This is a genomic window from Flavobacterium selenitireducens, from assembly GCF_014748335.1.
Taxonomy (GTDB): Bacteria; Bacteroidota; Bacteroidia; order Flavobacteriales; family Flavobacteriaceae; genus Flavobacterium; species Flavobacterium selenitireducens.
The window spans coordinates 89,390-101,461 of the sequence record NZ_JAAVIY010000007.1 but is presented as its reverse complement, the minus strand read 5'-3'; the positions used below and the strand labels follow the sequence as shown (position 1 = coordinate 101,461).

Annotated in this window: 14 protein-coding genes; 12 read left to right on the top strand and 2 right to left on the bottom strand. The window is 47.4% G+C overall.

Translation table 11 applies throughout. From position 1 onward, the window contains the following. Window positions 1-40: 40 nt before the first annotated feature. The 8 genes from HC229_RS11700 (at window position 41) to HC229_RS11665 (ending at window position 5,054) form a co-directional block, all read left to right on the top strand. Window positions 41-655, top strand: a complete 615-nt coding sequence (locus tag HC229_RS11700; protein WP_191020675.1) for a bifunctional nuclease domain-containing protein — start codon at window positions 41-43, stop codon at window positions 653-655. A 381-nt stretch (window positions 656-1,036) separates the two neighbouring features. After that, window positions 1,037-1,861, top strand: coding sequence for a thymidylate synthase (locus HC229_RS11695; RefSeq protein WP_191020674.1), 825 nt, complete (start codon window positions 1,037-1,039; stop codon window positions 1,859-1,861). Between the two features lies 1 nt (window position 1,862). Then, the gene (locus tag HC229_RS11690) at window positions 1,863-2,816 is read left to right on the top strand and encodes an energy transducer TonB (RefSeq protein WP_191020673.1); all 954 of its coding nucleotides are present in this window, start codon (window positions 1,863-1,865) and stop codon (window positions 2,814-2,816) included. A gap of 117 nt (window positions 2,817-2,933) precedes the next feature. Next, on the top strand, window positions 2,934-3,341 hold the full coding sequence (locus tag HC229_RS11685; protein ID WP_191020672.1) for a VOC family protein: 408 nt from the start codon (window positions 2,934-2,936) through the stop codon (window positions 3,339-3,341). Between the two features lie 39 nt (window positions 3,342-3,380). Continuing rightward, window positions 3,381-3,992, top strand: a complete 612-nt coding sequence (locus HC229_RS11680; RefSeq protein ID WP_223845594.1) for a VOC family protein — start codon at window positions 3,381-3,383, stop codon at window positions 3,990-3,992. Window positions 3,993-4,035: 43 nt separating this feature from the next. Next, window positions 4,036-4,410: a DoxX family protein gene (locus HC229_RS11675; RefSeq protein ID WP_191020671.1), complete on the top strand. Its 375-nt coding sequence runs from the start codon at window positions 4,036-4,038 to the stop codon at window positions 4,408-4,410. 1 nt (window position 4,411) lies between these two features. Then, a complete protein-coding gene (locus tag HC229_RS11670; RefSeq protein WP_191020670.1) occupies window positions 4,412-4,621 on the top strand; it encodes a hypothetical protein in 210 nt (69 codons plus the stop codon). Between the two features lie 37 nt (window positions 4,622-4,658). Then, window positions 4,659-5,054 carry a DoxX family protein gene (locus tag HC229_RS11665; RefSeq protein ID WP_191020669.1) on the top strand — a complete coding sequence of 132 codons (396 nt, stop codon included), beginning with the start codon at window positions 4,659-4,661 and terminating at the stop codon, window positions 5,052-5,054. A gap of 36 nt (window positions 5,055-5,090) precedes the next feature. Here the strand turns inward: HC229_RS11665 and HC229_RS11660 are convergent, their stop codons facing one another. Next, the gene (locus HC229_RS11660; RefSeq protein WP_191020668.1) at window positions 5,091-5,387 is read right to left on the bottom strand and encodes an isoamylase early set domain-containing protein; all 297 of its coding nucleotides are present in this window, start codon (window positions 5,385-5,387) and stop codon (window positions 5,091-5,093) included. A 237-nt stretch (window positions 5,388-5,624) separates the two neighbouring features. Between HC229_RS11660 and HC229_RS11655 the strand changes: the two genes are divergently transcribed. From HC229_RS11655 to porT, 3 genes are all read left to right on the top strand, one after another. Continuing rightward, a complete protein-coding gene (locus HC229_RS11655) occupies window positions 5,625-6,107 on the top strand; it encodes a dihydrofolate reductase (RefSeq protein ID WP_191020667.1) in 483 nt (160 codons plus the stop codon). Between the two features lie 735 nt (window positions 6,108-6,842). Beyond that, the gene (gene ubiE, locus HC229_RS11650) at window positions 6,843-7,580 is read left to right on the top strand and encodes a bifunctional demethylmenaquinone methyltransferase/2-methoxy-6-polyprenyl-1,4-benzoquinol methylase UbiE (RefSeq protein WP_191020666.1); all 738 of its coding nucleotides are present in this window, start codon (window positions 6,843-6,845) and stop codon (window positions 7,578-7,580) included. Between the two features lies 1 nt (window position 7,581). Continuing rightward, window positions 7,582-8,289, top strand: coding sequence for a type IX secretion/gliding motility protein PorT/SprT (gene porT, locus HC229_RS11645; RefSeq protein WP_191020665.1), 708 nt, complete (start codon window positions 7,582-7,584; stop codon window positions 8,287-8,289). A gap of 419 nt (window positions 8,290-8,708) precedes the next feature. On the opposite strand, the gene HC229_RS11640 is transcribed toward porT, so the two are convergent. After that, window positions 8,709-9,443 carry a TrmH family RNA methyltransferase gene (locus HC229_RS11640; RefSeq protein WP_191020664.1) on the bottom strand — a complete coding sequence of 245 codons (735 nt, stop codon included), beginning with the start codon at window positions 9,441-9,443 and terminating at the stop codon, window positions 8,709-8,711. A gap of 35 nt (window positions 9,444-9,478) precedes the next feature. On the opposite strand from HC229_RS11640, the gene tamL reads away from it, so the two are divergent. Next, window positions 9,479-12,040 (top strand): translocation and assembly module lipoprotein TamL, encoded by a 2,562-nt coding sequence (tamL, locus tag HC229_RS11635; protein WP_191020663.1) that lies wholly within the window; start codon window positions 9,479-9,481, stop codon window positions 12,038-12,040. Window positions 12,041-12,072 lie beyond the last annotated feature (32 nt).

Here is a 12,072-nt window from a genome sequence, read left to right as displayed (position 1 = left end):
TAATCCTTGCGAAATCAAAACGCAATTGTATTTTTGCAACATGAGTTTAGTGAAGCTTACAATAAAAGGGATTTCGTACAGCCAGACGCAAAATGGCGCTTATGCCCTTATCTTGAATGAAGTTGACGGAGACCGCAAACTTCCAATAGTCATCGGTGCATTCGAGGCACAGTCGATCGCCATTGCGCTCGAAAAGGAAATTCGTCCGCCCCGCCCGCTAACGCACGACTTGTTCAAGAACTTTGCAGACCGTTTCGACATTGTCGTCAAGCAGGTCATCATCCACAAGCTCGTGGACGGCGTTTTTTATTCGAGCATCATCTGCGAACGCGACAAGATCGAAGAAATCATCGACGCCCGCACATCGGACGCCATCGCATTGGCGTTGCGTTTCAACGCCCCTATCTTTACCTACAAAAATATTCTCGACAAAGCCGGGATCTACCTCAAAGCCACACCGGAAAGCGAGCAGCACGACGATGTCCTGTCTGCTCCGGAGACTTTCGGCATGGGCGAGGAATCGAACCAGGCCGGAGACAGTTATGCAAAGCATAGCCTGTCCGAACTCAACGAAATGCTCGACGGCGCCGTGCGTGACGAAGACTACGAAAAAGCGGCGAAGATACGCGACGAGATTTCGAGGAGAGAATCGTGATCTAATCAGGTTTATTAAATTTTGTACCCTGGTCATATAGGGAAAGTTCGGTTTTGCCGGGCTTTTTTTTGGGGCGTGACGGCGGCACCGCTGTTCCAGCCCGGAACGACTTAGAGCGGCCGCCGTCGGGCTGTCCGCTTTATCTTTTTTGCCGTCTTCGCCCGGGTGAAACGGCAACAAAGACGAAGCAAAAAAGGATGCCGCTGCCATCCCTCACGCAAGCGCCTTTCCAAAACACCACCTTTCAACAACCGTTGTTCATTTCTTTTGAAGCGAATCGGTCACTATTAACACCCGTTATTTTACTTTTATACGCTGATTATGTTTGTCCCGAAGTATGTTTTCGGGCGAGCAAGCCCTGATAGAACCAAAACAATCACTATGAAACAATACCACGACCTCGTCAAGCACGTCCTTGAGAATGGCGTACAAAAAGGAGACAGGACAGGAACCGGGACCAAGAGCGTCTTCGGCTACCAGATGCGCTTCGACTTGTCTGAAGGTTTTCCCATGGTAACGACAAAAAAACTCCACCTGAAATCGATCATCTTCGAATTGTTGTGGTTTCTTAAAGGAGATACGAACATCCAATACCTCAACGAGAACGGCGTGAGAATTTGGGACGAATGGGCAGATCCCAACGGTGATCTCGGGCCGGTTTACGGCTACCAATGGCGCAACTGGAACGGTGAGGAAATCGACCAGATCGAGGAATTGATCGAAACGCTCAAGAAAAACCCGAACAGCCGCCGTATGCTCGTTTCGGCCTGGAACCCTTCGGTTTTGCCGGACACGTCGGTGTCGTTTGAAGAAAACGTCGCAAACGGAAAAGCCGCGCTTCCGCCTTGCCACGCATTTTTCCAATTCTATGTCGCGGACGGGAAACTGTCGTGCCAACTTTACCAACGCAGCGCCGATATCTTTTTGGGCGTTCCGTTCAACATTGCGTCCTACGCGCTATTCACCATGATGGTCGCGCAGGTCGTCGGATTGCAGCCTGGCGATTTCATCCATACATTCGGGGATGCGCACATTTACAACAATCATTTCGAGCAAGTAGAATTGCAGCTTTCACGGGAACCGCGTCCGTTGCCGAAAATGATACTGAATCCCGATGTAACGAATATCCTCGATTTCAAATTTGAAGATTTTACGCTCGTCGATTACGATCCGCACCCACACATTAAAGGAATCGTCGCTGTTTGATATGACTAAATTTCTACTGGCGTTGCTGGCCTTGTCGTTTGGCGCCAACGCACAATTGTCTAAGGTTTACCTCGATTCGACAATGACCGAAACCGAGGCTGACAAACACAGCTTTTACCGCACTTTTGCGCCAGATCCGTCCAAGCCTGAGGCGTTTTTGGCCAATACGTACTACAAATCGGGAAGATTGCTTGAAAAAGGGCGGTCGATTTCCAACGAAAAACTGATGTACCACGGCATCGTCCAAGAATTTTGGGAAAACGGCTCCAAAAAATCAGAAAAACAGTTTGAGCTGGGCGATCCCACCGGAGGCATCCAAACCTGGTACGAAAACGGCAAACCGCACTCCTTGGGCTATGTCATACAAAAGATGATTGAGGTCGAGGGCCACAAACTTATCGTCTCGCGCGCGCTGATCTCCCAGTTTTGGAACGAAGCTGGAGAGCAAACCGTCATCAACGGAGACGGCCGCTACTCAGATCGGCAGCAATGGCTGCACGAGGAAGGGCAGGTCAAAAATGAAGTGCGCACCGGGAAATGGGTCGGCGAAGATTTCAGGCGCGGGATCACCTTCGAAGAGACATATGATTCCGAAGGGGAATTGATATCGGGCGAGAGCAAAGAAAAAAGTTCCGGAAAAAGCTATCAATACACTTCGCTTTTCAATCCTCCGACTTACAAAGAAAAAACATCTGATTTCTTTCATTTCGTCTCAAAAAATTTTAAGACGCCGGAGACCACAAAAGGCGGCCGACTGCTGATTTCCTATGAGGTTACCGCAGAGGGCCGCATCGGGCAAATCAAGATCGTCAACGGAATCGACAGGGAAACGGACGAGGCAGCCCGAAAGATGCTGCGCAAGTCAGGATTGTGGACGCCTGCGAAAAGCCGCGGCAAAAATGTGCGCATCGTCTTAAACTTGCCTATCGCGGTAAAAGCCACCCAACACTATTGATGCATGGACCGCTCGTGTTCCAAACTGGCGCGATTCACCCTTTTATACGTCGCTTTCGCACATCTCCTGATTCGATGAAGTAATTTATTTTTGGATATCATCTTAAACCAAAATGTTATGCCGACTTCCATATTTGTCAACTTGCCAGTGAAAGACCTGAACCGATCGGTCGAATTTTTCACGAAACTAGGCTACACTTTCAATCCCGATTTTACCGACGACAACGCCACTTGCATGATCATCGAGGAACCGTCGATTTTTGTCATGTTGCTTGTAGAGCCTTTTTTTACTGGCTTTACGTCCAAAGCGATTTGCGACACCTCGAAATGCAACGAGTCGATCATCGCCCTCAATTGCGAAAGCCGCGAAGCCGTAGACCAAATCGTAAAAGTCGCCGTTGCCGCCGGAGCCACGACTCCGATTCCCGCGAAAGACCACGGTTTTATGTACGAATATGGCTTCACCGACCTCGATGGCCATATCTGGTCGTATTTCTATATGGACATGAACCAAGTTCCGAAATAAAAATCCGAACCCAATTTCGTTTAGTTTAAATATTTTCAGATGAAAACATACAAATTTAGATTTTTCGTAATGTTCGCAATCGCGACGCTTACGGGTTGTGGAAATGCCGAACCGAAATCCACGGACAATATCGCGACTGACACGACCGCAATAAAAACTTCAACCGAAAAAAACAATCCGATCATGCAAAAAATAACGCCATGCCTTTGGGTCGAGAAAGACGCCAAAGCAGTCGCGGACTACTATCTTTCTATTTTCAAGGACGGGAAGCTCAAAGAGTTCCGCAAATACAAGAATCCGCCGATGGAAAACGGCCAAGATGGCGGAAGTTTCGAGACGGCGACGATACAAATTGCCGGAAGCGAATTCAGCATCTTGGCCGCGGGTCCGATGTTCAAGTTCACCGAGGCGGTTTCGTTCGTCATCAATTGCAGAGATCAGGAAGAAGTGGATTATTACTGGGAAGCCTTGACCGCGAACGGAGGCGCGGAAGGCTCGTGCGGCTGGTGCAAGGACAAATACGGTTTGTCGTGGCAAGTCGTTCCCGTCGAATATTTCGAGCTCATCAACAGCGATGATCCGAAAGTGCGCGAAAAAGCGATGGTCAACACGTTCAAACAGAAAAAACTAATCCTTTCAGAGCTCAAATAATCTGGATTTCGAACCATAAATCATTAACTAAAATCGTATTAGCATGAAAACGCTCAGAATTATATTTTGGGTCACGACCGCGCTCATCGCCATTTTCGAAGGCGTAATCCCTGCGTTCACGTCTCATACCGAAATGGCGAAAGAAGGCATACGACATTTGGGCTATCCCGAATATTTTGGTACGGCGCTGGTAATTTTCAAGATCGCCGGTTGCCTGATCCTTATTGTCCCACAATTTCCGAAGCGCGTTAAGGAATGGGCCTACGCCGGTTTCGCATTCGATTTCCTGTTTGCGTCAATCAGCCATTTTTGCGTGGACGGATTCGGATTTTTCGCGATTTTCCCGTTGATATGGCTCGTCATCCTGGCGTTGTCGTACAACAGCTTCCATAAATTGAACGCCGCCAGGCCAGCCTGAAATGGTAGAGATTTTCAGAACGGACGTCACCGAACCGGCTCAGGCCGAAGCCATGATCGCGCGTCTTCGGGATTACGCCCCGGCTTCCTCGATCACGTTCGATTTGGAGGATTGCGACAAGGTGTTGCGGGTCGAATCGGCTATACTTGAAGTTAGTGCCGTGATATCCTGCATGCAAGCGCATGGTTTCGAATGCGAAATTTTAGCGTAAATTCGGATGACCAATCGTTTAACCAATCCACTAAATTATGAGAATTGCCACTATTGTCGTATCCGTGCTTGTCGGACTGATCCTATTGTTCGCCTCGGTGACGTATTTCCTTTTTATGTTTGGCGTGATTCCGCCTCCGAGCACCGACGGAATGTCTGACGCCGTGATGAAATGGAATGCCGGAGCGGAAGCCACGGTTTACCTTATGCCGCTCGTAAAAGTATTGGAATTGCTTTGCGGAATCTTTTTCGTGACGCGATCATATGTTGCCCTGGCCAATCTCGTGATCCTGCCGATATCGGTGAACGCATTCCTGTTCCACGCGTTCCTGGCCCCGGAAACCATCGCAATGGCCGCGCTGTTATTCATCGGGAATCTGTTCCTGATTTACGCCTACCGCGACCGGTATAAAGTTTTGTTTACCAGAAAATAATCCTAACTGAGAATCGGCTCCGAAAAGGCGATTTTTTTATGTATTGAGCACACTGTTGTTGGTTCCGGCGAAGTCGTTGTGGCGGAAAGCGTCGGCTTCGGGCTCGTTGCGATAATTACCGTCGACGACATATCGGAATTCAAACGATGCGTCTTTCGGAAGATCGAAAACACCTTTGAACACGCCGTTCTTTTGTTTGGTCAACAATCCGGCGTTCGCATCCCAACCGTTGAAATCACCTGCGACCGACGCCGTTTGAGCGTCTTTCGCCTCTATCGAAAACGTCACTTTGCAAACCGGCTTTGTCTTGGCAAACCGTTTCTTGATAGGCATAATTGATTCATTGTTAGCGTTATCGACACAAAGGAAAGTGTTTTTAAAGCAGGTTTCGCGCCCGACGATCGTTTTGCGATAAATTCATACGCGATTGATTTTGAAACCGTTTTTTTCAAATCGGAAGCGGAAAATTACAAGATCCGAATCAGGAAATCGATTTCATATTTTTATCCGATAAATGCGCGTTTGCAATTTTGAGCCGATGCCGTATCTTTAAACCACAAAAATCGCCTTATGATCACGCTTATCGCCGCTGCCGCCGAAAACAATGCCTTGGGTAAAGACAACCAATTGCTGTGGCATCTTCCGGACGATTTTAAACGCTTCAAGGCGCTCACGACGGGACATTACATTATAATGGGGCGCAAGACGTTCGAGAGTTTTCCCAAGCCGCTTCCCAACCGTGTACATGTAATTATTACGCGACAGCCGGATTACCGGGCAGACAATTGCATCGTCGTCGGGAGTTTGGAAGAAGCGCTCAAGGTTTGCCCGAAAAGCGAAGAAATTTACGTGATAGGCGGAGGTGAGATTTATGCGCTTGCCCTGTCGCTGGCTGACAAAATAGAACTGACACGCGTCCACACTTCGCTTGAAGCAGACGCGTATTTCCCGGATTTCTCCGATGCAGATTGGGACCTTCAGGAATCGGACCATCATCCTAAGGACGAAAGACATGCTTTTGATTTCACTTACGAAACCTACGTTCGGAAATAGCAAAAAAAAACATCCGCTTGAGCAGATGTTTCTTGTCCGGTGGAAATGTTATTGAGAAATCTTCGCCTATTCCTGGAACAGTATCTGATAACTTAAAATGAAAACCGCGATGGCGAGACTAAGGCCCGTAAGCAAAAGAATCACATTCGCGGATTTTTGAGAGAATCTCTCAAGAAAGCCCTTAATACCAAATACCACAAAGATACTAAGGACGAAAAAAACTAAAATTTCCAAAAACAAATTTAACCCTAAGAACGTATGATTGGCCTCGATCCCTGAAAACAAGGAAAGAAAGCCGTTATTCAGGCTGTCCACAAGAACTAATGAAAGGGCCAGTGCAAGGCAGATCCATTTAAGTTCAGCGAAGAAGGTTCTCGATAACATGTTTTCCATCGGTATTATTTTTTGTAAAGGTCTTCATACCGATCGGTTACCACAATCCCGTTAATGCGTGAAATTTTTTATATCCCTGATTTTAGGGAGGCGGGTTTTTTTGTTTAAAGTTTAAAGTTCAAAGTTGCCCACCCAAAACCTCCGCTGTAGTTGACCCAGCACAAACCTCAAACTTTAATCCTTAAACTTCAAACCTAAACCTCAAACTTTAAACTTCAAATCCTAAACTTTAAACTTTAAACCTTAAACTTTAAACCTTAAACTTCAAACTTTAAACCTTAAACTTTAAACTTTTAACTTCGACCTTCAAACACTAACCCTTTTCCTATCTTTGCCCCGATTATGAAACAGCCTCAAAAAGTTACGCCATATAAAGATTCCGCTCTCGGGAAAAAAGAGCAGGTCACGCAAATGTTCGACAACATTTCCGGCAATTACGACGGATTGAACCGCGTGATCTCGTTCGGGATCGATATCAAGTGGCGCAAGAAAGTGCTTCAATTGGTTTCCGATACGAATCCCGAAACCATCCTCGATATTGCAACGGGAACCGGTGACCTCGCGATCCTGATGTCCGAAACCAAAGCCAAACGCATTGTAGGCCTTGATCTCAGCGAAGGCATGCTGGAAGTCGGACGCAAAAAAGTTGCCGAGAGAAAACTCAACGGCCGCATCGAATTGGTTCAGGGCGATTCCGAAAACCTTCCGTTTGAGAACGATTCCTTTGACGCCGTTACGGTCGGTTTTGGCGTGCGCAATTTCGAGACGTTGGAAAAAGGCTTGTCGGAAATTTTGCGGGTGTTGAAACCAGGAGGGATTTTCGTGATCCTGGAATCGTCGAACCCGAAGAAATTCCCGTTCAAACAAGGTTATACGTTCTACAATAAATTCATACTGCCTACAATCGGCAAATTGTTCTCGAAAGACCGGTCGGCCTACGGATATTTGTCCGAATCGATGTCGGTGTTCCCTTTCGGCGAAGAACTAAACAATATTTTGCGTAAAATTGGGTTTATAGACGTGCGAGCGTTGCCTCAGACTTTTGGCGTCGCCACCATTTACGTCGCTTTCAAAAAATAGCATGAAGAAGATCATCGTCTTAGTTTTTGCCCTTTTCGCCATTCAGAGTTTCGGTCAAGGTCCGACAAAAATGTTCGGGCGCGACCCGATCGTCAACCTCGAGAATTTCGACAAACAACGCGTGCATTGGGGCTATTTCCTCGGATTCAACATTTACGACTTCAAGTTCGATTATGAAAATCCAGGGCAAGATATCCAGGTTGACAAAACCACGGGTTTCAATGTTGGTTTGGTCGGAAACCTAAGACTTCACGAATTTATCGACCTGCGTTTTGAGCCAGGACTTTATTACACGCAACGCGACTTGAATTTCGTAGGGTTTGAGGACGATCCGCTGAACGCCAAACGCGAAGTGCGCTCGACATACATTCACTTCCCGCTGTTGCTCAAGTTTTCTTCGATGCGCACGGGCAATATCCGACCTTATTTAACCGGCGGAGTATCGCGGACGCTTAACCTTTCGAGTAACTTCAAATCGAGGGACGACAACACTCAACAGCGTTTCCGGATGAAACAGTGGACGAACAACTACGAACTTGGCTTTGGCGTCGACCTTTACTTTGAATATTTCAAGTTTTCACCCTCGATTCGCGGCGTTTTCGGCATGGACAACGAAATCATTCCGGATGCCGACCCGAACAGTCCTTGGACGGGCAACGTAACGTCAATGAAGACCAGGGCGGTGTTCATCAATTTTACCTTCCATTAAATTGCGTAACCGGGCGAAAAAAACTAACCATTTGTATCGCTCGCGCACAGCATACGGTTTGGATAATTCTCCGATGAGTTCGGAGTTTTTTTTTTGGCGCATGAGGTGAAAGTTGATGGGATTTTGGGCTAAGTCGCGGGATGTTTTCCCAGATATAACATATTTTCAAAATATGTTATATCTAAGCTCAGCAAAACGCCGTAATATCCGATACAGAAAAACTGTAATTTTTCACAATTAACATCTGAACCGAAAAAATGGCGTCTCCGAATGGTCCATCGCCCGTTTATATCGCGCTAATCCGCGATTCGATCAGAGAAAATCGTTTGATCACATGTCTTTCAGATTCGGCCCCGGTTTAAACGGCGAAGTAACAAGCGTCGGTCTCGATGCGGCAACTGAAATCCGGCAACCGCAACTCAACCATTTCGGGTCCTCCGGAACTCACTCAACACGATAGCCGTTGCCGTGGCCACGTTCAGGCTCTCGGTTTTTTGCAGATTGCCGAACCGCGGGATCGAAATTCTTTTGTTTACCAACGTTTCTACTTCTCGTGAAATCCCGTTGGCTTCGTTGCCCATCACGATAATCCCGTTTTGGGGAAGCGCTTCCGAGTAAATATCGTCCCCGTCCATGAACGTTCCGAAAACCGGGAGTTCAGCGTTAGACAAAAATTCCGGCAAATCAAGATAGGAAACGTTGACACGCGTGAGCGAACCCATCGTCGCCTGTACGACTTTCGGGTTGTAGAGTTCTGCCGTTTCCCTGGAACAGACGACTTCAGAAATGCCAAACCAATCGCAAAGACGCACGATCGTGCCGAGATTTCCCGGATCGCGAATATCGTCGAGCGCCACGATAATCCCGGTTTTGTCGATCGGTTTCGGATTCGGGATATGAAAAACGGCCAGGCAATTGTTCGCCGTCGAAAGCGTGGTCATTTTTTTGAGGTCGGATGCCGTAGCGGATGTTTTCCGGGCATCGGCGATCTCCGGGAAAAGCGGCTCGGTTTCAAAAAGATGCTCGAGTTCAAAGTCAGACTCCAGCAATTCCGATATCACCTTTGCGCCTTCGGCAAGAAACAATCCTTCCTGTTGACGATACTTTTTTTGGTGAAGCCCCGTTATTCGCTTTATTTGGTTTTTACTGACCATAAATCTGTATTTTTGAAGTCAAATATGCCTACCCTTTGAAAAGCCTGCCAGCAAAAATAGTGTTTATTGTCCTTTTCGGATTACTGTTGACGGGTTGTAATTCGGTGAAACGCGTTCCGAAAAGCAAAAACCTGCTCACCAAGAACGAGTTCGTCGTCAACGGCAAAAAACAGAATACCGAAGAACTCGAGAATTTGATGCACCAAAAGCCAAATTCCGAACTTTTACGCTACCGGCTTCGACTCAATCTCTACAACCTGGCCAACCCGAACCCGGATTCAAGCTACCGTGCAAAATTCACCAGGAACCCAAAAAAATACGAGCGGCTGGCTAAATTGCTTTCCAAGAAACAAGTCAACCGATTGGGCAAATCCTTTTACTATTACGGTTTCCACCAAATGTTGAAACGCATCGGGGAAGCGCCCGTGATCATCGATACGACCTCGATCAGGAAGTCGCGCCTCCGCCTTAAAGGGCATTATTTCAACAAAGGTTTCTTCAATGCCAAAATTTATTCGAAAATAGATTCCGTCGCTTACAAAAAATCACGCGTCACGTACACGGTCGACACCGGCAAACCATACCTGCTCGATTCGCTTACGCAACAAATTTCGACGCCTGTTCTCGATTCCATGTTCCAGGCCACGAAAGACAAATCCGCATTGATTTCCGGGAAACAATTCAACGGCCAGGATTTCGATTTGGAGAAGGCGCGCGTGACGTCTCTTTACCGAAACAACGGTATTTATCATTTCCAGGCGAATTACGTCAAGTTCGACATCGACACGGTCGACACCGGACACAAGGCGCACAGCAACATGATCATCGACGATTACACATATCGAGAAAACGATTCGACGAAGACGACGCCGTTCCGCCAATACAGGATTTCCGAAGTCAATATCTACACAGATGCCACCGGAAGCAAGATCAAACCTGCGAAAAACGACAGCGTGACGTATAACGGCTTCAATTTGTATGCGACCGATAAACTCAAATACCGTCCGAAAGCCATTACCGATGCGGTTTTTATCAATAAAGGCAATTTGTTTTCAGATATCCGGACGACGGTCACTTCGCGCTACCTGAGCAACCTTCGCGTGTTCAATTATCCGTCGATACAGTACGAGGTCGATCCAAAGGATTCGATCGGAAATTCGCTTATCGCCAATATTTATCTGGTTCCGAGGAAGAAATACAGCTTCGGCTACAGCCTCGACGTGACCCACTCCAACATTCAGGATTTCGGGATTCAGGGTACGACTTCGGTCACGATACGAAACGTTTTCAACGGAGCCGAGACCTTGGAGATCGCCGCGCGCGGAAACATCGGCTCATCAAAGGATTTGGCCAACCCTAATGATACGTTTTTCAACGTGTCCGAATACGGAGCCGATATGAAACTCAGTTTCCCGCGCATCGTGTTCCCGTTAAAAACCGAAAAAATCATCCCGAAGAACATGATTCCGGTTACGACGATGAGCCTCGGTTATGCCAAACAGCGCAACATCGGGCTTGACAAGGAAAATTTCACGGGCGCTTTCAGTTACACCTGGTCGCCTAAACGTTTTTATTCGTCCCGATTCGACTTATTCAACATCCAATACGTCAAGAACCTCAATCCCGAGAATTATTTCAACGTGTATTCGTCTTCTTACGGCGCGCTGAACGACATCGCACAGGATTATCTCGACACGAGCAATCCAACTTATTTCAATACCAGCGGCAATCTCGCCATCGATTCGGGTACGAACCAGTTCATCACCGACGCTTTGGGCGAAAGCGACGCGATCCCGTTGACGCCCCAGGATTTGCGCACCGTCAGGAGTATTGAAGAGCGGCGCAAGCGACTTACCGAAAACAACCTGATTTTCGCCACGAATTACAGTTATTCCAAAACCACGAAGACCGATTTGCAGGACAATACGTTCTATACGTTTCGGACAAAAGTGGAATCGGCGGGGAATTTCCTGTCGCTTATCGCGCGTTTGTCGAAGCAACTCGAAAACCAAAACGGGAACAACACCATATTCGACATCGAATATTCCCAATACCTCAAAGGCGAGTTCGAATACATCAAGCATTGGGATCTGCGCCGCAAAAAGGTGTTGGCGATGCGGGCTTTCGCCGGATTGGCCGTTCCGTACGGGAATTCGAAAAGCGTTCCGTTCTCGCGAAGCTATTTCGGTGGAGGTTCGAACGACAACCGAGGCTGGCAATCGTATTCGCTTGGCCCGGGATCGTCAGGAGGAATCAACGATTTCAACGAAGCGAACATGAAACTGGCCTTCTCGACAGAATTTCGGTTCAACCTTTTCGGGGATTTGCACAGCGCGATTTTCGTCGACGTCGGAAACATCTGGAATGCGTTCGACAACGTAGAAGATACACGCTACACGTTCGAAGGCCTGAAGTCGCTCGAAGATATCGCCGTAGGTTCCGGTTTCGGACTGCGCTACGACTTCAATTTTTTCGTGGTAAGGCTCGACATCGGATTCAAGACCTACGACCCTGCCGTGTACGAAGGCAGCCGATGGTTCCGCAAGTACAATTTCTCGAACTCAGTGCTAAATATCGGGATCAACTATCCTTTCTAAAATCAGAAATACTTATTTTTGTAACCTTTAAT

What these genes read in the sequence shown, in the direction of transcription:
- HC229_RS11700 (WP_191020675.1), top strand. Translation starts at nt 41, where the DNA reads ATGAGTTTAGTGAAGCTTACAATAAAAGGGATTTCGTACAGCCAGACG.
- HC229_RS11695 (WP_191020674.1), top strand. Translation starts at nt 1,037, where the DNA reads ATGAAACAATACCACGACCTCGTCAAGCACGTCCTTGAGAATGGCGTA.
- HC229_RS11690 (WP_191020673.1), top strand. Translation starts at nt 1,863, where the DNA reads ATGACTAAATTTCTACTGGCGTTGCTGGCCTTGTCGTTTGGCGCCAAC.
- HC229_RS11685 (WP_191020672.1), top strand. Translation starts at nt 2,934, where the DNA reads ATGCCGACTTCCATATTTGTCAACTTGCCAGTGAAAGACCTGAACCGA.
- HC229_RS11680 (WP_223845594.1), top strand. Translation starts at nt 3,381, where the DNA reads ATGAAAACATACAAATTTAGATTTTTCGTAATGTTCGCAATCGCGACG.
- HC229_RS11675 (WP_191020671.1), top strand. Translation starts at nt 4,036, where the DNA reads ATGAAAACGCTCAGAATTATATTTTGGGTCACGACCGCGCTCATCGCC.
- HC229_RS11670 (WP_191020670.1), top strand. Translation starts at nt 4,412, where the DNA reads ATGGTAGAGATTTTCAGAACGGACGTCACCGAACCGGCTCAGGCCGAA.
- HC229_RS11665 (WP_191020669.1), top strand. Translation starts at nt 4,659, where the DNA reads ATGAGAATTGCCACTATTGTCGTATCCGTGCTTGTCGGACTGATCCTA.
- HC229_RS11660 (WP_191020668.1), bottom strand. Translation starts at nt 5,387, where the DNA reads ATGCCTATCAAGAAACGGTTTGCCAAGACAAAGCCGGTTTGCAAAGTG.
- HC229_RS11655 (WP_191020667.1), top strand. Translation starts at nt 5,625, where the DNA reads ATGATCACGCTTATCGCCGCTGCCGCCGAAAACAATGCCTTGGGTAAA.
- ubiE (WP_191020666.1), top strand. Translation starts at nt 6,843, where the DNA reads ATGAAACAGCCTCAAAAAGTTACGCCATATAAAGATTCCGCTCTCGGG.
- porT (WP_191020665.1), top strand. Translation starts at nt 7,582, where the DNA reads ATGAAGAAGATCATCGTCTTAGTTTTTGCCCTTTTCGCCATTCAGAGT.
- HC229_RS11640 (WP_191020664.1), bottom strand. Translation starts at nt 9,443, where the DNA reads ATGGTCAGTAAAAACCAAATAAAGCGAATAACGGGGCTTCACCAAAAA.